The organism is Acidimicrobiales bacterium (genome assembly GCA_035546775.1).
Taxonomy (GTDB): domain Bacteria; phylum Actinomycetota; class Acidimicrobiia; order Acidimicrobiales; family JACCXE01; genus JACCXE01.
This window is the reverse complement of record DASZWD010000061.1, coordinates 53371-72882: the sequence shown is the minus strand read 5'-3', so window position 1 is coordinate 72882 and position 19512 is coordinate 53371. Positions and strand designations below refer to the sequence as shown.

15 protein-coding genes are annotated in these 19512 nt (G+C 68.9%); 5 read left to right on the top strand and 10 right to left on the bottom strand.

Translation table 11 applies throughout. From position 1 onward, the window contains the following. Positions 1 to 8 precede the first annotated feature (8 nt). Together VHC63_16015 and ahcY are read left to right on the top strand one after the other, a co-directional pair. Positions 9 to 1223 carry a hypothetical protein gene (locus VHC63_16015; protein HVV38113.1) on the top strand — a complete coding sequence of 405 codons (1215 nt, stop codon included), beginning with the start codon at positions 9 to 11 and terminating at the stop codon, positions 1221 to 1223. A gap of 25 nt (positions 1224 to 1248) precedes the next feature. Next, positions 1249 to 2646, top strand: a complete 1398-nt coding sequence (ahcY, locus tag VHC63_16010; protein ID HVV38112.1) for an adenosylhomocysteinase — start codon at positions 1249 to 1251, stop codon at positions 2644 to 2646. Here the strand turns inward: ahcY and VHC63_16005 are convergent. From VHC63_16005 to VHC63_15975, 7 genes are read right to left on the bottom strand one after another with little or no spacing between them, the layout of a single operon-like run. Next, positions 2643 to 3284, bottom strand: a complete 642-nt coding sequence (locus VHC63_16005; GenBank protein ID HVV38111.1) for a class I SAM-dependent methyltransferase — start codon at positions 3282 to 3284, stop codon at positions 2643 to 2645. The two genes, ahcY and VHC63_16005, sit on opposite strands and share 4 nt — an antisense overlap. A 35-nt stretch (positions 3285 to 3319) precedes the next feature. Further along, on the bottom strand, positions 3320 to 4363 hold the full coding sequence (locus VHC63_16000; protein HVV38110.1) for an SIS domain-containing protein: 1044 nt from the start codon (positions 4361 to 4363) through the stop codon (positions 3320 to 3322). Further along, complete coding sequence (locus VHC63_15995) at positions 4363 to 4605, bottom strand: Trm112 family protein (protein ID HVV38109.1); 243 nt, start codon at positions 4603 to 4605, stop codon at positions 4363 to 4365. The genes VHC63_16000 and VHC63_15995 overlap by 1 nt, the downstream gene beginning before the upstream one ends. Positions 4606 to 4607: 2 nt before the next feature. Then, positions 4608 to 5951, bottom strand: a complete 1344-nt coding sequence (gene manB, locus VHC63_15990) for a phosphomannomutase/phosphoglucomutase (protein HVV38108.1) — start codon at positions 5949 to 5951, stop codon at positions 4608 to 4610. A 22-nt stretch (positions 5952 to 5973) separates the two neighbouring features. Next, positions 5974 to 7122 (bottom strand): glycosyltransferase, encoded by a 1149-nt coding sequence (locus VHC63_15985; GenBank protein ID HVV38107.1) that lies wholly within the window; start codon positions 7120 to 7122, stop codon positions 5974 to 5976. 10 nt (positions 7123 to 7132) lie between these two features. Beyond that, the gene (locus VHC63_15980; GenBank protein ID HVV38106.1) at positions 7133 to 9526 is read right to left on the bottom strand and encodes a hypothetical protein; all 2394 of its coding nucleotides are present in this window, start codon (positions 9524 to 9526) and stop codon (positions 7133 to 7135) included. Beyond that, complete coding sequence (locus VHC63_15975; protein ID HVV38105.1) at positions 9519 to 10064, bottom strand: type II CAAX endopeptidase family protein; 546 nt, start codon at positions 10062 to 10064, stop codon at positions 9519 to 9521. The genes VHC63_15980 and VHC63_15975 overlap by 8 nt, the downstream gene beginning before the upstream one ends. Positions 10065 to 10549: 485 nt before the next feature. Here VHC63_15975 and ftsH point away from each other — a divergent pair, with 485 nt between their 5' ends. Beyond that, a complete protein-coding gene (gene ftsH, locus VHC63_15970) occupies positions 10550 to 12505 on the top strand; it encodes an ATP-dependent zinc metalloprotease FtsH (GenBank protein ID HVV38104.1) in 1956 nt (651 codons plus the stop codon). Here ftsH and VHC63_15965 read toward each other — a convergent pair. Then, positions 12435 to 12872 carry a hypothetical protein gene (locus tag VHC63_15965; protein HVV38103.1) on the bottom strand — a complete coding sequence of 146 codons (438 nt, stop codon included), beginning with the start codon at positions 12870 to 12872 and terminating at the stop codon, positions 12435 to 12437. The genes ftsH and VHC63_15965 overlap by 71 nt on opposite strands. Before the next feature lie 33 nt (positions 12873 to 12905). Here VHC63_15965 and VHC63_15960 point away from each other — a divergent pair, with 33 nt between their 5' ends. Further along, positions 12906 to 14303, top strand: coding sequence for an MFS transporter (locus VHC63_15960; GenBank protein HVV38102.1), 1398 nt, complete (start codon positions 12906 to 12908; stop codon positions 14301 to 14303). Here VHC63_15960 and VHC63_15955 read toward each other — a convergent pair. Together VHC63_15955 and VHC63_15950 are read right to left on the bottom strand one after the other, a co-directional pair. Beyond that, positions 14300 to 15736: a DUF5719 family protein gene (locus tag VHC63_15955; GenBank protein ID HVV38101.1), complete on the bottom strand. Its 1437-nt coding sequence runs from the start codon at positions 15734 to 15736 to the stop codon at positions 14300 to 14302. The genes VHC63_15960 and VHC63_15955 overlap by 4 nt on opposite strands. A gap of 91 nt (positions 15737 to 15827) precedes the next feature. After that, on the bottom strand, positions 15828 to 19049 hold the full coding sequence (locus VHC63_15950) for a glycosyltransferase (GenBank protein ID HVV38100.1): 3222 nt from the start codon (positions 19047 to 19049) through the stop codon (positions 15828 to 15830). A 104-nt stretch (positions 19050 to 19153) separates the two neighbouring features. Here VHC63_15950 and VHC63_15945 point away from each other — a divergent pair, with 104 nt between their 5' ends. After that, positions 19154 to 19492, top strand: a complete 339-nt coding sequence (locus tag VHC63_15945) for a hypothetical protein (protein HVV38099.1) — start codon at positions 19154 to 19156, stop codon at positions 19490 to 19492. Positions 19493 to 19512 lie beyond the last annotated feature (20 nt).

The following is a 19512-nucleotide window of genomic DNA, read 5'->3' as shown; positions in this document are numbered from 1 at the left end:
GTCAAGGCATGGCAACTCGGGGGAAGGCACTCGTTCTCGTCGGCGCGCTCGTGGCCACGTTGCTCGGCGCGTGCGGCGGAGGAGGCAACGCGACACGCACGGTGCAGGTCGACTATCGCAGCGACGACTTCGCCGGCACGTTCCGCGGGTACTTCCCGCGCAACCTCACCGTGAAGCCGGGCATGACGGTGAACTTCCATCAGACGTGGTCGGGTGAACCGCACACCGTCACGTTCGGCACGCTCGTCGACGAGATCATCCAGCCCAAGCTGCTGGCGCTGGTGAACAAGACGCTGCCGAACGACCTCAGCGAGGATCAGGTCACCGCGGTGGACCCCGACAATGTCCACCGCTTCGAAAGCGAGCTGCCGTTCTTCTTCGGCGACACCGACATCAACCAAACCGCCGGCCGTCCGTGCTTCCTCGACACCGCGGCACCGCCGACCGACGGCGTGCCCTGCCCCAAGCGCGCGCAACCGGCGTTTACCGGTCGGCAGCGCTACTACAACAGCGGCTTCATCCCGTACCTCGGCACGCAAGGCAACGAGTTCTCCATGAAGATCGCGTCGAACGCCAAGCCGGGCACGTACTTCTACTACTGCGCGTTGCACGGCCCCGGCATGGGCGGCCTCGTCACAGTCAGGAAATCGGGGACCATCCCGTCGCAGGCGGACGTGAACCGTCAGGCCAAGCGCGACGCCGACCGCATCGCCAAGCCGCTGCTGACGCAGCTGCGGAAGGAACAGGCAGGCAACGGCGAGTTCAAGGGCAACCTCGCGGGCTCCGGATCGGACGCCACGTTCCCGATCCTCGGCCAGGTCAACGAGTTCACCCCGCGCACGGTGCAGGCGAAGGTCGGCCAGCCCGTGACGTGGACCTTCATCGGCAACCACACGATCAGCTTCAACGTTCCCGCGTACGTGCCGTTTTACAACGTGCAGAAAAACGGCAACGTCGTGCAGAGCGAAAGCATCTACAACCCGCGCGGCGGGTGGCCGGGGCGCACACCACCGGTGCCGGACGAGGGTGGGCCTGGGTTCGGCGCGCCGGTACCAACCGTCACCATCGACGCCGGCCGTTTCGACGGCACGGGCGGACTCCGGTCGTCGGGCGTCGAATGGGAGACGGGCGACAAGTATCAGGTCACCTTCACCAAGCCCGGCACGTATCCGATGGCGTGCCTCGTGCACCCGGGGATGATCGGCAAAGTCGTCGTCTCGTAGTCGACCCCGTAGGCTGTCTCTCCTTATGAGTGAGGACTACAAGGTTGCGGACATCGGGCTGGCAGATTTCGGGCGCAAGGAGATCGTCCTCGCCGAAGAGGAGATGCCCGGCCTGATGGCCGTGCGCGCCGAATACGAGGGCGCCCAGCCCCTCGCCGGCGCCCGCATCACCGGGTCGATCCACATGACGATCCAGACCGCCGTGCTCATCGAGACGCTGACGGCCCTCGGTGCCGACGTGCGCTGGTCGAGCTGCAACATCTTCTCCACGCAGGACCACGCCGCGGCGGCCATCGCCGCGGCCGGCATCCCCGTGTTCGCCTGGAAGGGCGAGACGCTCGAGGAGTACTGGTGGTGCCTCGAGCAGACGTTCCGCTGGCCCGACGGCAAGGGCCCGAACATGATCCTCGACGACGGCGGCGACGCCACGATGCTGGTCCACCTCGGCACCGAGTTCGAGAAGGCGGGTTCCGTACGCTCCGACTCCGACACCGACTCGGACGAGATGAAGATCGTGCTGGCCAAGCTGCGCGAGACGCTCGGCATGTGGACCGCCATCGGGGAGTCGGTGAAGGGCGTCACCGAAGAGACGACGACGGGCGTGCACCGCCTGTACGAGCGCGAGAAGAACGGCACGCTGCTGTGGCCGGCCATCAACGTCAACGACTCGGTGACCAAGTCGAAGTTCGACAACGTCTACGGCATCCGGCACTCGCTCATCGACGGCATCAACCGCGCCACCGACGTGATGATCGGCGGCAAGGTCGCCCTCGTTCTCGGCTATGGCGACGTCGGCAAGGGCTGTGCCCAGTCGCTGCGCGGCCAGGGCGCGCGCGTGCTCGTCACCGAGATCGACCCGATCTGCGCGCTGCAGGCGGCGATGGAGGGTTACGAAGTCGTGCGCCTCGACGACGTCATCGACAAGGTCGACATCTTCGTCACCGCCACAGGCAACAAGGACATCATCAGCGCCGATCACATGAAGCGCATGAAGCACAACGCGATCGTCGGCAACATCGGTCACTTCGACAACGAGATCGACATGGCCGGCCTCAACAAGCTCAGCGACGTCAAGCACTTCAACATCAAGCCGCAGGTCGACGAGTTCGCCTTCCCCGACGGCCACTCGATCATCATCCTGGCCGAGGGCCGCCTGCTGAATCTCGGCTGCGCCACCGGTCACCCGAGCTTCGTGATGTCGACGTCGTTCACCAACCAGGTGCTGGCGCAGGTCGAGCTGTGGACCAAGGGCGACAACTACCCCGTCGGTGTCTACCGCCTCCCGCGCGAGCTCGACGAGAAGGTCGCCCGCCTCCACCTCGACAAGCTCGGCGTGAAACTGACCCAGCTCTCCAAGGACCAGGCCGACTACATCGGCGTCCCCCAGAACGGCCCATTTAAACCAGATCATTACCGGTACTAAGCCGGCTTCTGACCTATCGGTAAGACCCAGAGTTCCTTTGCGTTTGCGTCCATCCACGGGAGATGGGTTGTCAGTCCGTACTGGGCGCGCTCTTCTGGCGTCGTGAGGTCTCTTAGGTCGACGGGGTTGGGGGTGAAGCCGGCGGCGGCGAGGCGGTCGAAGAAGTCGAAGCCGTAGCGGCGGACGTGGTCGGCTTGGCCGAAACGGCGGAGCCGTTCGGCCTCGTCGCAGGTGAGGTCCTCGTCGGTGGTCTCGCCGCGCAGGGGGACCGACAGCAGGGCGGCGCCGCCGGGTGCGAGGACGCGGTACAACTCGCGCAGGGCGCGTCCGTCGTCGGGGACGTGTTCGAGGACGTGGGTGCAGGCGATGAAGTCGAATGACGCGTCGGCGTCGTCGCTCATGGCGCAGATGTCGACGACACGGCGCGCTTTGCCCGGCAGCAGGTCACCTGAGTCGTAGCTGCCGGCAACGCGCTCCAGCGCCGGACCGAACGCCCGGTGCGGGGCGAGGTCGAGCACCCGGGCGGACGCCAAGCGCGCCAGCCAGCCGCTGCGGTCGAGCCACAGCCACTGCTGCCGATGCCGTTCGAGCGAGCCGCACGTCGGGCACTGCGCGTCGTCGCGTCCGTTGAACGCCACGAATCGTCGGTGGTCGGTCCCGCAAACGGGACAGGTCACCGCGCGGCTGCGAGCTGCGCTTTGAGCGTGTCCATGATCGGGATCGGACCGGGGTCGATGCCCATTCGATCCGCCATGTACAAGGACACGAACGTGCCGAAGATCATGAGGTCGAACAGCTGCGCCAGCTCGCCCTCGCCCTCGGCGTGAACCGTCTCGATGCCGGCCATTACCTCGCGCATGATCTCTTCGACGAACTCGAAGCGACGCGCCACCTGCGGGTGCTCGTGGTCGTGGCGCAACTGCACGAGAGTGAGCAGCTGGCGGGTGATGTCACCGTGCTGGCCCCACCCGACGATCTCGTTGTGACACAACTCGGGCTGCACCGACGAGATGGCCGGGGCCTTGGCGTTCTCGTTGATCTCGCAGCGCCAGCGGGTGACCGCGGCGGTGCCGAGTCCGCCCGACGAGTGCACCAGCGGCAGTGTCCCGCCGATGGCGAGCGCCAGCTCACGCGCCGGGCTCTTGTCGCCGACGAGCTGGTCGCGGCGTCGCCGCAACTGCGCCACGGCGTTGTCGATCCACTGCGCCGCGCCGGGGAACAGCCCCACGGCTTCGAGGACGAGCAACGGCGGCACCGCCACCGCACCGATGGCGGCGCGGGGCATCTCGAATCCGGGCAGCACCGGCACGAACGGCGACCCGCTCGCCTCGGCGATGCGGCGGAGTTCCCCGTCGCCCGATACCACGCACAGCCGCGCCCCGGCGGCCGCCGCCTCCGCAGCTGCTTCGACGGTCTCCTCGGTGTTACCCGAGTACGACACCGCGATCACGAGCGAGTTGTCGTTCACGAAGGCGGGCAGCGTGTAGCTCTTCAGCACGATGGCGGGCACGGCCATGAACGGCCCGGCGGCCGCGATGAGCACGTCTCCGGCGATGCCGCTGCCGCCCATGCCGAGCACGACGACGTTCTCGATCTCGTCGTGATTCGGCAGTGCGTCGGCGCGCTCGATCGCGAAGGACGACGACGCGTCCGCCACCTGCTCCGGCAGGCCAGCGGCGGCGTCCCACATCCCGACGCTGTCGAGCGACATCGGCATCAGCTGGTCTGTTCCCAGCCCGGCGTGATGTTCTCGTCCTTCGCCTTCTGCTCGAGACGCGCCGCCTCGGCGTCGTCGGCCACAGTCGCCGCGTCGTCGAGGAAATTCGGGATGTCGTTGGTGATGGGGTACTTGCGGCGCAGGCGCGGGTTGTACAGGAAACCCTCGTCGGCGAAGTAGAGCAGCGGCCCCTTGTCCTGCGGGCAGGCAAGGACGCTGAGGAGTGCGGGGGCGAGTGCCATGGTCAGCCTTCTCTCACGATGGCGAGAACCTCTTGAGTGCGGGCCTCGCAGTCTTCCTTGGTCGCGGCTTCGAGGTTCAGCCGCAGCAACGGTTCGGTGTTCGACGGACGCACGTTGAACCACCACGAGTCGCTATTCACGGTCAGGCCGTCGAGCCGGTCTTGAGACAAATACGAGAAGCGTTGCGCCACCTTCTCGATCGACGCCTTCGGATCGGCGACGCGGGTGTTGATCTCCCCCGACGCCGCGTAGCGCTCGAAGGGCTTGCGCAACTCCGACAGCGGCTGCTGGGCGCGGCTGATCAATTCAAGGATCATCACCGCCGCGATGAGGCCGGAGTCGGCGAAGTAGTTGTCGCGGAAGTAGTAGTGCGCCGAGTGCTCGCCGCCGAAGATGGCGTTGGTCTGGGCCATGCGCGCCTTGATAAAGCTGTGCCCGACGCGCTCCATGACCGGCGTGCCTCCGTGCTCGCGGATCACTTCGGGGACCGCACGCGAGCAGATGAGGTTGTAGATCACCGTCGCGCCGGGATTCCGGTCGAGCAGCATCGCCGCGAGCATCGCGGTGGTGGTCGAACCCGACAGCCCCACGCCCTGCTCGTCGACGAGGAACACGCGGTCCGCATCGCCGTCGAACGCCAGGCCGACGTCGGCGCCGGTGGCGCGCACGCGGGCGATGAGATCGACCTGGTTCGCCGGGTTGATCGGGTCGGCGGGGTGGTTCGGGAACGTGCCGTCGAGCTCGCCGAAAAGGATGTCGATCTCGACGCCGAGGCCGCGCATTACTTCGGGTACGGCGAGGCCGCCCATGCCGTTGGCGGTGTCGGCCACCACCTTGAGCGGGCGAATGGCGTTGACGTCGACGAAGGAGTGCACGTGCGCGGCGTAGTCCGGCAGTAGGTCGAGCACGTGCGACTCGCCGCGCCGGGCGCCGGCGGCGTCGGGTGTCTTGGCTTCGACATCGGCGCGGATGTCACGCAGGCCGGTGTCTTCGCCCACGGGCTTGGCGCCGGCAAGGCAGAGCTTGATGCCGTTGTACTGCGCCGGGTTGTGCGAACCGGTGAACGTCACGCCCGGCAGGTTCAAGTGCCCGGACGCGAAGTAGAGCAGATCGGTCGGGATGAGCCCGAGGTCCACGACATTGACGCCCTGGGCCAGGACGCCGTCGATGAACGCGCCGCTCAGCTCGAGGCCCGAGGGGCGCATGTCACGGCCCACCAGCACGGTTTCCGCTTGGGCGAAGCGGGCGAAGGCGGCGCCCACCTGGCGCGCGAGTTCCGCGTTCAGGTCCTCGGGCACCAAGCCGCGGATGTCGTAGGCCTTGAAAACGTCGTCCAGCGAGCTCATTGCGCCGCAAAACCTAGTTGGTTCAGTCGTAGAGGCCCTTACCGCCCATGCGCCGGATGCGCACCATGTCGACGAGGACCCGCAGCGAGTCGAGGCCGACCTTCACCGTCGAGCCCGCCGAGTTCTTGAGGGTGACGGGCACTTCCTCGAGCGACAAGCGCAAGCGCTCGGCGAGATGGAACACCTCGATGTCGAAGGCGAAGCGATCGATGCGGGCGCGGGAGAAGATCGCCTCGGCGGCGTCGGAGCGGAACGCCTTGAGACCGCACTGGGTGTCGCGGTAGGCGCCGAGCAGGACGGCGAAGGAGATCAGGTTGATGGCGCGGCTGCCGAGGGCGCGCAGGCGCCGCGCCCGCACGAGCGTCACCGTCTCGACGTGGCTGCGGCTGCCGACCACCACGTCCCAGCCGGCTTCGACCTCCTTGAGCAACTCGAAGATCAGCGCCGGTTCGTAGGCAAGGTCGGCGTCGGTGAAGGCAATCGTGCGCCCATTGGCGCTGCGCATGCCGAGACGGACCGCCGCCCCCTTGCCCTTGTTCTCGTCGAGGCGCAGCACCAGGTCGGCGTCGGTCTGCTGGGCGGCGGCGAAGGTCGCGTCAGGCGATCCGTCGTCGACCACGATGATCTCGAGGTCGTTGTCGATCGCCGGGCCAAGCTCCACCCGCAGCCGCTCGACCGTCTCGCCGATGAAGTCCGACGCCTTGTACGCCGGCACCACCACACTGAGCCGGTGCGTGCCTTCGGGAGCCGGACGCCCCGGCGCCGGCCCCACCGACACCGAGCGCACTCGGCGGAAGAGCACTTGCCGGTAGCCCGCCACGCGCACGACACCGGCGACGACCAGCGCCGCCGTCTTGGCCAGCAGCAGCACGCGCACCGAGTCGGGGTTGAACAGCAGACCGACGCGCAGGACCGCGATGTCGACGAGGCCGGCGGCGAAGGTGACCATGCCGTAGGCGAAGGGTTGGTCCACCCAGCGCAGGTGCGGATCACGCGTGAAGGTAAGGGCGCGGTTGGCGAAGAACGACACGACCGCGCTGCACAAGATGGCGATCGCGTCGGCGATGATCACCGGCAGGCCAAGGCCGAGGCGGAGTGCCGAGAGCACGCCGAAGTCGACGGCCGTCACCAGCACCCCGACGGCGGCGAACCGCCGCAGTTGCGCACGCATCAGGGCGTTGTCAGGTCGGTGGGCCGACGCCGGCGAGTTCCTTCAGCCAGGCATCGTCGTCGTGGCTCGGGGCCACTTCCTCGACCGTCGGCGGGCGCGACTCGTCCTCGGCGCCGTCACCGCTCGGCGACCAGCGCCACAACGCGATGAGACCGAGCAGGCCGAGCAAGGTGGCGGCGTTGCCGATCCAGTCGACCGGGGTCCAGCCGTAGTGCAACGACACGTGGCGGCTCGTGGGGATGACCACCATCTCGTTGGGCGTCACCCGCCACGGCCCCTGCGCACCGCTCGCTTGCCAGTTGGGGAAGTACGACGCCTTCACCACCACCGGCACGCCGACCTTGGTCACGTCGAAGCTGATGCGGTCGTCGCTGGTGTGGATGTGCGACACCTTGGTGGTGCCGCGCACCGGCTTGGCCGGCGGGCTCTGGGTCGGACGCGTCACCCGCGGCCACGACTTGGGCCCCGACGCCGCGTAGAGCACGTCGTGGGGCTGGGGCGCGAGGTATGCGTCCTGCGCGGCGGCCAGCCACTTCGGTCCGCCCTTGGGCACCTTGGTCATCACCGCCGGATAGTTGGCCAGCGGCGTGACCATGGCCGCGTCCTTCACCAAATAGATCTTCCAGGCGCGGTTGTCGACCGTCGACGAGCCGTTGTCGTTGACGGTCGTCGACCACTTGCCGGTGGTGGCGATGAGTTGGAGATCAGGATCGACGTCGGCCTGCGCCTGGGCCGCCGCACTGATCGCCATGTAGTACTTGACGCCGATTTCCTGGAGGTGCTTCACGCCGACGTCGACGTTGAGGTCCTCGTAGTGCAGGTCGCGCTGCGGACGCGACGGGCGCGCCGAGAGTTCGGACTGGTTGAGGAAGTGGTATGGCGTGCTGGCCGCCGATTCGAAGAAGAGGCCTTCCATCGACTGGATGCAGTCGTGGGTCCAGTACGGCAGCAGCATCAGCGCCATCGGCGTGCCGAGGCGGTCGAGCTCGGGCTCGTACTCCCACATCGCCCGCCCGCAGCCGTGCTGCTGGCCCATGCGCTGCATCGTCGTGACGACGTCGTGGTACTCGGGGTAGCTCGGCTTGCGTTCGTAGCCCGAGTAGTTCCAGGCTCCCCAGTCGAGGACGAAGTTGCGGTCGCTCGTCTTCCACGGGCTCCACGACGGCAACGCGCCGAGCGACATGCCCACGGTCGTGAAGACGTAGGCGCCGGCGACGAGCGGGGCGGCCACGAGCGGCAGCCACTGGAAGCGTTCGGCGTCGGGGTCGGCGGAGCCCGAGCCGATCACGGCGCGTTTGATTCCGCCCAACAGGTCCGACGCGCCGAGCGCGATCTCGGCCCCGGCGACGCCCGCGAGCAAATACAGGCAGAAGAACCACGACGGCAGTAGCCGGGCGTTCCACAACCGACTCTGGGGTGCGTAGATGAAGCCGAGCGCCGAGAGCCCGGCCATGGCCGTGGCCCACATGCCGAACTTGCTCCAGCGCACCACCGCGAGCACCGCGCCGATGCCCGCCATCACGAAGAGCACGCGACCTTGATGCGGGAATAGCTGGTGGCGGTAGTCGAGCAGCTTCTCCCAGCCCATGTCGTTCGTGTACGGCAGCCGCAGCAGGAACGGGATGACCCAGAAGCCCGCGAGCAGGCCACCGACCACGAACACCGGCGCCGCCCGTTTCACCGACGACTTCTGCGGCCGCAGCGCCAGCAGCACCAGTGCCCCGAACACCGCGATGATCGACGGCACGATGTGGGACAGGCCGGTGCACGCCAGCATCAGGGCGCACAGGGTCTTGTGCTTGCCCGTCTCGAGCACACGGTTGAACAACCCGAGGAACACGAGGCAGAACGAGAGGCTGATCGACATGGCGAACTCGCCCGCCAGCGTCGACGCGATGTTGCCGCCGTAGATCGTGAAGGTGCGGTCGAACATGAACGGCACCGTCGCCAACGCGATCAGCGCCGGGCCGGGGAAGCGCAGCCGCAGGCTCTTGGCGAAGAACCACACGGCGACGGGCAGCGTCAACAGACCCGAGACCGAGATCAGCTTGAACGCGATGTTGTAGGGCATCACGAGGTCGGCGAGGACGATCAGCAGACTCGGCAGCGGGAAGTAGAAGGTGAGCGCGGGGAAACCGCCGTACCAGTCGGGGGCCCAACCGGTGAGGCGGCCGTGGGGCAAGAGGTGGTCGCGCAGGTAGGCGGGGGTCCACACGTGGGCACCCATGTCGCCACCGGCCGTCGTGGTGTTGGTGAACAGCAGGTTCGGGTGCAGGTGGGCGAAGGTGAAGGCGACGGCCGCCACGAGCACCGCCACGGTGATGGCGCGCTCGATCCGGATGCGCTTGGCCTCGTCCACGCCGCTCATTTTGACGGGTTCGGTGCGGACTGCGGGGTCAGCCATGCCACAGCGCCACGACGGTGGCCGCGTTGAACGCGGCGTGGGCGAGGATGTTCGGCCCGAGGCGGTCGGAGCGGTGGGAGAGCCAAGCGAGCACGATGCCGAACGCCGCGAGCCCGGGCAAGGTCACCAGGTCGAAGTGGGCGGCGCCGAACACGACGCCGCACGTGACGATCGCGGGCCAGGGCGGTAGCGAGCGCTTCAGCGACCGCAGCAACATGCCGCGGTAGAAGATCTCTTCCACGAGCGGCGCGCCGACGACCAGGAGCACGGCCAGGAGCCAGAAGCCGGTGCCGTGGGCGTTGTCGGTGAGATCTTGCGCCGGCTTCTGGAGATCCTTGGTGAGGTCGTGGCTCACGAAGAGCTGCACGACGACGTAGATCAGCGGCAGCAGGACGAACTGCGACGCCAGCCCCGCCGGGATCCCGATGAGGTCAGCCGGGAAGCGGAAGGTGAGCCCGAGGTCCTTGACCAGGCTGCCCGTCCCACGCAGCCGGCACACGAGGATGGCGCCGGGGATCAGGCCGAACCACAGGCCCACAAGGCTGCCGATCGTCTCGGCGTACGACCCCGTCCCCCCGATCGAGTTGCCGATCCCGATCCCGATGCTGCCGGTGACGATCGAGAAGAAGAAGACGGCGACGACGTCGTAGAGGCGGATCTCCGAGCGCGGCGCGCGCTCGACAGTGACGGTCGGGGTTTCTATGCGAAAAGGTTAAACAGCCAGCCGGCGAATGTTCGAAGCGCGGCGGTCGTCGACGGCCCAGCCGACAGGGGCACGGACGTTGGACGCGTGCGTCGGGCAAAGGAACCAGCCACCTTCGACCCCGCGATCGACGGGGTCGAGCCAAACCGTGCGGCTGGCATAGTCGTAACTAAGTGTGGCGTCGGCGGACGCGCCACAGCCGGGCCGGGCGCAACGGGGAGTACGCGACATGTGGTCCAACGTATTGAGTACGCAGGACAAATAGGTGGATGGTCCCCGCTTCCGAAGTTGTTACGGGTAGGTGAGAGAATGAGACTCCAATGACGACTCCCCCGCCGCCCGAGCCGCGCCGTCCCCTGCCCGCGGGCCGGCCCGAACCCAACTGGCGTATTGCAGGCATCGTGCTGGCGGCGATCATCGCCTTGGCGCTGCTCACCACCGGCTTTGGCGGCAAGAGCAGCTCGGCCACCAAGCTCACCTACAACCAGGTGATCGCCGATGCCGAAGCGGGCCAGGTCGTCGACGCCAAGGTCAACAACGACACCGGCAAGATCACCGGGACGCTGAAGGTCAACGGCAAAGAGCAGAAGTTCTCTGTCAGCGGACCCCACCCGATTCCCGACGAGGTCGAGAAGACGCTGCGGGAAAAGGTGCCGTCGCTGTCGTTCACGAACGAAACCACGAGCTGGCTCGTGTCGCTGCTGCCGACCGTGATCTTCCTGGGCGGTCTGATCGCGCTGTTCGTGTGGATGAACCGGCGGGCCGCCGGCCAGATGAGCGGGATCATGAACGTCGGGCGCAGCCGCGCCAAGGTGTACACGACCGAACGCCCCAAGACGACCTTCGACGACGTGGCCGGCTACACGGGCGTGAAACAGGAGATCAACGAGGTCGTCGACTTCCTGAAGAACCCAGGACGCTTCAAGGACATCGGCGCCCGCATCCCCAAGGGCGTCCTGCTCGTCGGCCCGCCCGGTACCGGCAAAACGCTGCTCGCCCGCGCCGTCGCCGGCGAGGCCGGCGTGCCGTTCCTGTCGGTGACGGGTTCGGACTTCATGGAGATGTTCGTGGGCGTCGGCGCCTCGCGGGTGCGCGACCTGTTCCAGACCGCACGCAAGAACGCACCGGCGATCATCTTCGTCGACGAGATCGACTCGATCGGCCGCAAGCGCGGCGCCGGCCTCGGCGGCGGCCACGACGAGCGCGAGCAGACGCTCAACCAGATGCTGTCGGAGATGGACGGCTTCGAGACGACCGAGGGCATCGTGATGATGGCGGCCACCAACCGCCCCGACGTGCTCGATCCGGCGCTGCTACGCCCGGGCCGCTTCGACCGCCAGATCATCGTGCCGCTCCCCGACCTCGACGAGCGCCTGCCGATCCTGCGCGTCCACATCAAGGACAAGAAGATCGCCAAGGACGTCGACCTCGACGTCGTCGCCCGGGGCACGCCCGGCATGTCGGGCGCCGATCTCGCCAACCTCGTGAACGAGGCGGCGCTGCACGCCGTGCGCCGCGGCGCCAAGGAGATCACGATGGAGGACTTCGAGTCGGCCCGCGACCGCGTCCTCATGGGCGCCAAGCGCGAGTCGACGGTGCTATCGGACCTCGAAAAGCAGCGCGTCGCCTACCACGAGGGCGGCCACGCCCTGCTCGCCTACGTGCTGCCCCACGCGGATCCGCTGCACAAGGTGTCGATCATCCCCTCGGGCATGGCGTTGGGCGTAACCCAGCAGCTGCCGGTCGAGGACAAGCACATGTACGGCGTCGAGTACATCGAAGACGCGCTGTGCGTGCGCATGGGCGGCCGCGTCGCCGAGAAGATCGTCTTCGGCGACCTGTCGACCGGCGCCAGCGACGACCTGGTGCGCAACACCGAGCTGGCGCGCAAGATGGTGCGCGAGTGGGGCATGTCGGACCGCATCGGTCCGATGGCGTGGGGCTCGCAGGGCATGGTGTTCCTCGGCGAGGACCTCATGCACACCCGTGACTATTCCGACGAGACGAGCCGCGTCGTCGACGAAGAAGTCGAACGCATCCTGCGCGAGCAGGAGCAGCGGGCCACGGATCTGCTGACGAAATACCGCGGCGGGCTCGACGCCGTCGCCGCCGCCCTACGCGAGCACGAGAACATCGACGGCGAAGAGGTCAAGCGCCTCGTCGACGAGGCCTTCGGCTCGCCGGTCAAGGGGTTGAACGGCTCGGCTACGGAGAACGGGGCTCCGAAGAAGGGTCGCGCGCCGTCGCGACGGCCCCCCACAAGTCGATCGCGGTGACTTCGCCGACGAAGGAGTTCACGACCACTCCTTCGGCATCGGCGATCACGACGAGCGGCACCGCTTCGATGCTGTAGCGGGTGTGCAGCTCCTTGTCGGTCTGATAGCTCACTTCTTGGTAGGCGACATCGGTGGCGGCAAGCACACGCGTCTTCTCGCGCACCGACGCGCACCCACCGCAGGTCTCGGATGAGAACAGCACGACGAGCCACGGTGCGTCGGGACGGGTGAAATCGGCGCGATCGAGCTGGGTGGGGACGGGATAGGCCGTCGGCTGGGTCGGCGGCGCCGGCTTGCGCCGCTGCAGTAGCCACGCCACCACTCCGGCGACGGCGAACACCACGACGACGGCGACCAACCGATTCATACGTCGCCAGTGTTAGCCGACTACAACATTCGAGTGACAACTGCGACGAAGGGGCGGACGTCGAGGTGGCCCATGTGGGTCCTCGGGTTCGTGATCATGATCGACCAGGTCGACCAGAACCTGCTGCGCGGCGTGCAGACGAATCTCCAGAAGGACCTGCACCTTTCGGACTTCCAGATCGGGATCCTGCTGTCCGCGTTCATTCTCGTGAACGGCCTTATCAGCGTGCCGGCCGGCTACCTTGCCGATCGGTTTCGGCGTAATCGGACCGTCGGCCACACGATCGTGGCGTGGTCGGGGTTGTCGGCTGCGACCGCGGTCATGCCGAACTACACGTCCCTGCTGGCGGTGCGCGGCGCCCTCGGTTTCGGACAGGCGATCACCGAACCGTGCTGTGCGTCACTGCTCGCCGACTACTACCCCGCCGAAGAACGCGGGCTGGCGTTTTCGATCCAGCAGGTGCTGTTGTTCGTCGGCATCGGCCTCGGCGTCGCCCTCGGCGGCGGCATCGCATCGCGGTGGGGCTGGCGCGCCGCGTTCCCGATCGTCAGCCTTCCCGGCATGGTGATCGCCATCGCCGCCTATCGCCTGCGCGAGCCGCGCCGGGGCGAGTCGGACATGGCCCACGTGGGCGTCGACGCCGGCGACGATCCCGACGTCGAGCATCCGCCGATGTTCGAGCACGGCGTCAAGCGGTTCTTCGGCGACATGATCGACGGCCTGCGGGGCGACCTGCGCACCATCTGGTCGATCACGACGATGAAATACGCGCTGGTGGGCGTCTCGACGCTCCTGTTCACGGTCACCGCGATCGCCGCCGGTCTGCCGAAGTTCTACGAGGAGCAGATGCACACCACCGCCGCCCGCGGCACCGCCCTGGTCGGTCTGCTCGTGATCCTCGGCGGCATCCCCGGCGTGCTCCTCGGCGGGCGTCTCGCCGACCGCTACGCGACGCGCATCAAGGGGGCGCGCATGGCGATCCCGGCGTATTGCCTGCTCGCCGGCAACACCCTGTTCGTGTTGTCGTGGATCCCGAAGCTCAGCCTCGGCGTGGTGTTCCTGCTCGAGGTCGTCGGGTTCTTCATCACGGTGATGGCGGTGCCGGCGCTGCGAGCGGGATTGTCCGACGCCGTTCCCGCCCACCTGCGCGGCGCCGGCTTCGGTGCGTTCAACCTCGTGTCAGTGGTGTTCGGCCAGGCGGCGGCGTCGATCATCGTGTTCAGCCTCGCCGGCGCCTTCGGCAACGACATCCGCACGGCGTTCTTCATCTGCAGCCCGCCCGTCTTCATCGGCGCGCTCGTCCTCCTACGAGCCCGCAACCACCTCGACGCGGATGCCGCCAAGATCTTCGAAGCCATCCTCAAAGCCATGCAGGAAGACCAGGAGCGCAAGGCCGCCGACGCCGCCGAACTCGAAGGCGGCGCCTCCTAGCCCTCCGCCGTCGATAACACCGCGCCCATGACGGCGGAGGCGCCGGTGCCGCCGACGGAGTAGAGGCTGCGCTCGGCGACGACGGGGCCGGTGGCGTTCACGATGATCGGCGTGTCCGGCGTGGCGCCGTGGTCGGCGAGGCGGAAGACGCGGCGGCCACCGCGAGGGATGCGCACGCCGTTGAGGCCCGCCAGCGCGGTGAGCCGACCGTCGGTGAGCGTCGTGAGGTCGACGGTCACGGCGGTGGGCGCCTCGTTGATGACGGCGATCCACTCGTCGAGGCCCGGCGTGACACCGCCCGCCGCGAAGCCCCAGTGCAGCGCCGCGGCGGTGGCACCCTCGTCGGTGAGGTAACCGCGCCGCGCTGCGGGCGGACCGACGTCGGTCGTGCGCGACACCGCGATCGGCACGCCGTTCGACACCCGCAGCAGGAGTGCGTGGCCGACGTTTTTCGGCACCCGCGACTCGGAGGTCAAGTCGACGGTGATGCGACCCTGCGCCGGCACCCGCAGCTGGAACGGCTGCGCCTTCCCGGCGTCGAGCACGAGGTCCAGCTGTACCGACGCCTCGCCGCGGTTCGGGTTGAACAGGTGCAGCTGTTCGAATCGCTCGGGGCTGGCGATCCCGTCCGGGAAGACGAACGACGTGGCGGTGCGGGGCAGGCCGAGCATCAAGCCGACGCCGCGCCGGCCGTCGCCGTTGTGCACCTGGAGCGTCTCGACGACGACGCGCCCGCGCCGCGCGTGGATGGCGGCGCTGACGTGGGCGCGGCGGCGCACGTGCGTGCCGACGTCGAGCGGTACGAGCCCGTTGGCCGGCACGACGATGCCCTGGAACGCCGCGGGCGCGGCGCGGCCCTGCTCGGTGGCGAAGCTCATGTCGACGATGGCGTCGTCCGGGAACGGGTTGAACAGCGCGTAGATCAGCTGGGCGCTGCGCGTGGTGGCACCTTCGGGCACGTACCAGTTGGTCGACGCCGACGACGCGCACGTCCCGACCGCCTCGCCGAGTGGACCGGTGGTGGCGTGCTCGACCGTGGCGCCGCCGCCGTCGAGTCGCACCATGGCGGCGACGTAGGCGGCCTTCAGCACGTCGGCCTCCCGCACGGCGACACGCTCGCGTGGGCCGACGCTCAGGCTGTGCGAACCGCGATTGCCGTCGGAACCGAACACGTCGACCGAGCCGCGCAACCGCCGCCCCGTCGGGTTGAAGACGACAACCGTGCTGTCGGCGCTACCGCCGGTGGCCGTGCCCGCCGGGCAGTACCACGTCGACGCGAAGGCGTCGGGGGGCGACGCCGCCGGGGCGTACGCCGTTGCCAACCGCGCGCCGGCGGGCGTGAGCGGCGGCCGGTCGGCGCGGTCGAGCAGGCCGACGAGGACGAGCACCGCGGCGAGGATGGCGATGGCGACAAAGCGCCGATCCGACTTCACACCACCACCGCCTCTTCGGCTCCGTGCGGCTTACGGCCTCCCGTCGCAACCCGGCGGGGACCCCAACCCCGCCGGATGGCAGTACGTCTCGTCACACGACCACCCCGCGCGTCGACTTGCGCCAGTTCCAGGCGGCGCGGATCGCCACCACCCACACGCCCAACTCGAGCACCAGCGAGAGGTAGCGCAGGATGGACGTCGAGTACCGCAGCGACGTCTTGCCGCCGTTGCCCGTCGCGTAGACCGATCCGATCCCGTACGCCGATGAGCGCTTGGCGCTGTGGCCACCGACGCGAAGGTGCCAGCGCGGCGAGGGCGTCTCGGCAAAGAGCACGGCGGTGTCGGCCGCGGTGGTCCCGGAGTAGTGGAAGTCCGACTCCTTCTTCGTCAGCGCCGGGTCGATGTCGCTGAGCTCGTTGTCGCCGGCGGCGCGGAAACCCTTGCCGGCGCTCACGACGTTGGTCGCCTGCGCCGGCGTGAGCGTGGCCCGCAGCGGCACCCAGGCGGCGTTCTCGAAGATGGCGAAGTCGGCGGTCGCGTCGAGCTGACGGAAGTCGACCTGTTCCGACAGTGCACCGGCAACGTCGCGCGACGGCTCGAGGACGGGCCGGCCGTGCGCCGCGGGGCCGACACGGCGCGGCACGACGACGTAGCGCACCGCCATCGGCCCGAGCAGATGACCGAGGCGGGTCGTGCGCCCGGTGAGCGCCACCTTGACGGCGTCGCCCAGGACCCGCGACGGGCCCGGCCGCGTCGGGGCCCACTGATCGGTGACGTCACCCACGCCGTTGCGTGACGTGCCGTAGGCGATGCCGGCGGCGATGGGCCAGCTCGCCACCGGCAGCACTTCGGGGTCGCCGACCCACAGCACCCGGAAGTCGCCGTGCTTGGCGGTGTCGAGATAGCCGCCGAGCGTCGTGCCGTAATTCGACGTGGCCAGGTCGAAACGGCCCGACACCGCCGCGCCCACGATGGGCAACGCGGCGAAGCCGAACGCGACGCTGGCTGCGATGGCGGCCGCCTGCGGCACGCCGAAGCGGAACTCCGACAGGTCGACGCGGAACGAGATGAACCCGAGGGCGACGAGCCACGCCAGCGCGATCGCAGCAGGCGCCAGGAACACTTCGGGACTCGGCACGGGCAGGCCGATCCAGCCGCGCCCAACCGCGACCACGAAGATCGCGTCGACGACGACGACCGACCAGCAGCGCACGGCCCAGCTGAAGCGCCAGCCCCGGCCGATGGCGAGGGGCAGCGCGGCGGCGAGCAGCAGCGCCCAACCGAAGGGCGGACCCCCGATGCGGCCGGTTTCGAGCCGCAGCGCGGCGCCGAGCGACAAGCCGTCGCGGGTGGCGAGCCCGGGCCCGAACAGCGCGTGCACCAGTCCCTGGGGGCTCAGCAACGTGAACGACCACGGCGCCAGCAGCAGCAGGGCCACCCCGGTGGCAACCACGCCGGTTTCGACGGCGCGCCGAGCGTCGCCGAACTCGCCGACGAGCAGCGAACCCACGGCGATGCCGACGGCCAGCAGCAGGGTCATCGCCAGCAACTGTGGAGCGAAGGCCGACGCAATCGCGAGGCCGATACCGATGCCAAGCGCCGAGCGCCACTCGAACAGGTACGGGGCGCGGTGGCGGCCGTCGGCGGGCTCCGTCGCCCGCACACCCATACCCTCCGCGCCGCGGCGCATGCGGGCGAACACGAACGGCACGACGGCGTAGGCCACCAGCCCGTCCCAGCGACCGCGCGCCAACGCCGCGTAGGGCAGTGGCACCACGGCGTACGCCAGCAGTCCGACGAGACCGGCGCGGGGCACGTCGAGGGTGCGCGAGAGGCGGTAGGCGCCGAAGAGCCCGAGCGGGATCATCCCGAGCACGAGCAGCTTCTGTGCCTGGCTCGCGGCACCGAGCAACACGGTGCCGGCGGCCGCCAGGAAGGCGAAAGCCGGAGGCGCCGGTGTCTCGCCACCGAGGCCGGTGAGGCGCCAGCCCGACGCGAACTGGTGCAGCAGCGTGCCCACGCCGGGCACGGAGGCGAACTGCCCCACGGCGGGTAAGTGACCGAAGATCAGGCCGCGCAGACCGACGAGCAACACGAGCAGGAGACCGCCCCAGGTGATGAGCGCGCCCCGCGAACCGGCAAGCTCGCGCACGAGGTCGGCGCTCGACTCGGCGAAGGCGCGGGCGCGGTCCTCGCCGTGCAGCTGCCCGCGCACGAACTGGTTGAGCCGGGCGAAGCCGCGCGCCTGGAGGCGGCGCACTTCGCTATCGGGGAACAGCCGCGCTTTGTTGACGCGTATGCGGGCGGCGCGCACGGACTTGAGGTCGCCCAGCACCTCGGTCCATCCCCCGACGATGGCGGCGGCGACACGTCGCCGGCCGGCGAGGAGGGCGTAGAGCAACTCGGCGATCTGCACGATCACCAACTGGGGCAGCACCCGTAGAAGGTGTGGCGCCGAGTAGTTGGTGAGCACCATGCGCACGCGGTGACGCACCTCGGCGGCGCGCACCTCGTCGCGATGTCGTGACCGGTCGCGCTTGTCGACGGGTCGGGCGGCGTTGCCGAGCCCGGCGCGGAAGCCGTTGCGCGTCGCGCCGCGATGCGACGCCCGCGCCGCGGGCGCGACCATCACGCGGGCACCCATGATCTGGGCGCGCCAGCAGAAGTCGATGTCCTCGCCGTGGGGCCACAGCTTCGGGTCGAAGCCGCCGAGTGACGCCGCCAGGTCGGCGCGTACGAGCATGCAGGCGCCGTCGACGGCGAACACGTCGCGCACGGCGTCGTGCTGCTCCTGGTCGAGTTCGCCCGGCTCGGCCAGCGGGGCGACCACACCGGTCTTGTCGATGGTGACGCCGACCGAGACAATGCGGTTGTGCTCGTCCCAGTCGACGATCTTCGGGCCGATGACGCCGGCATTCGACCGGTAGGCCTCCTCGACGAGCAGGCGCACGGCGTCGGGCGCCGGGGCGCAGTCGTCGTGGCAGAACAACAGGTAGGCGGCGCCCTGCACCATGCCGAGGGCCTCGTTCGTCGCCGCCGGCCAGCCCGGGTCGTTGCCGAGTCGGCGCACGAAGGCGTCGGGGGCGACGGCGGCGACGCGCGCCGTCGGGTCCTCGGCGCTGCCGGCGTCGAGCACGAGGATCGACAGATCGCCGTAGTCCTGGGCGGCGAGGGCCGCCACGGCCGAGTCGAACCACGGCCCCGGATCACGCGTCACCACGACCGCGACCACCGGCGGCAACGACGTGAGCTCGCCGTCGACCTCCGAGTCGTCCGGGTCCAGTACCGGCTGCGGGGCCGTTTCGGGGGGCATGGGGGGTCTCAACCTACTTGCCGTCCCCCAAGGCCATCTGCTTGCAACTGTTATGCAAACCGTGTAATGTGGTTAGCACCGCACCACGAGGCTGAGGAGTACCCGTGACCATCAATGACAATCTTCGCGACGCCGCGTACATCGCCATCGGTATGGGCGTCATCGGTTTCCAGCGCGCCCAGACCCGCCGTCAGGACCTGCGCAAGCAGTTCGCCGACCAGCGCGCCGCCTTCGAGTCCCGCGGCGCCGAAGTCGTGAACCTGGTGAGCGAGGCGCTCAAGCAGGCCGACGCCGCCATCTCGCCCGTCGTCGACGCCCTCGAAGCCCAGGTCGACAACGTCGTCAACGCGCTGCCGGCCCAGGCCCGCACGCTCGTCGAGCCGGCGCGCCAGGCGAGCAAGGACGCCCGCCAGCAGCTGCGCTCCCGCGTCGCTACCGCGTAGCGGTCAGCGTCCCCCACCCA

Excerpts from the sequence above, each read along its gene's own strand:
- VHC63_16015 (HVV38113.1), top strand. The coding sequence starts at position 9 with ATGGCAACTCGGGGGAAGGCACTCGTTCTCGTCGGCGCGCTCGTGGCC.
- ahcY (HVV38112.1), top strand. The coding sequence starts at position 1,249 with ATGAGTGAGGACTACAAGGTTGCGGACATCGGGCTGGCAGATTTCGGG.
- VHC63_16000 (HVV38110.1), bottom strand. The coding sequence starts at position 4,363 with ATGCCGATGTCGCTCGACAGCGTCGGGATGTGGGACGCCGCCGCTGGC.
- VHC63_15995 (HVV38109.1), bottom strand. The coding sequence starts at position 4,605 with ATGGCACTCGCCCCCGCACTCCTCAGCGTCCTTGCCTGCCCGCAGGAC.
- manB (HVV38108.1), bottom strand. The coding sequence starts at position 5,951 with ATGAGCTCGCTGGACGACGTTTTCAAGGCCTACGACATCCGCGGCTTG.
- VHC63_15985 (HVV38107.1), bottom strand. The coding sequence starts at position 7,122 with ATGCGTGCGCAACTGCGGCGGTTCGCCGCCGTCGGGGTGCTGGTGACG.
- VHC63_15980 (HVV38106.1), bottom strand. The coding sequence starts at position 9,526 with ATGGCTGACCCCGCAGTCCGCACCGAACCCGTCAAAATGAGCGGCGTG.
- ftsH (HVV38104.1), top strand. The coding sequence starts at position 10,550 with ATGACGACTCCCCCGCCGCCCGAGCCGCGCCGTCCCCTGCCCGCGGGC.
- VHC63_15965 (HVV38103.1), bottom strand. The coding sequence starts at position 12,872 with ATGAATCGGTTGGTCGCCGTCGTCGTGGTGTTCGCCGTCGCCGGAGTG.
- VHC63_15950 (HVV38100.1), bottom strand. The coding sequence starts at position 19,049 with ATGCCCCCCGAAACGGCCCCGCAGCCGGTACTGGACCCGGACGACTCG.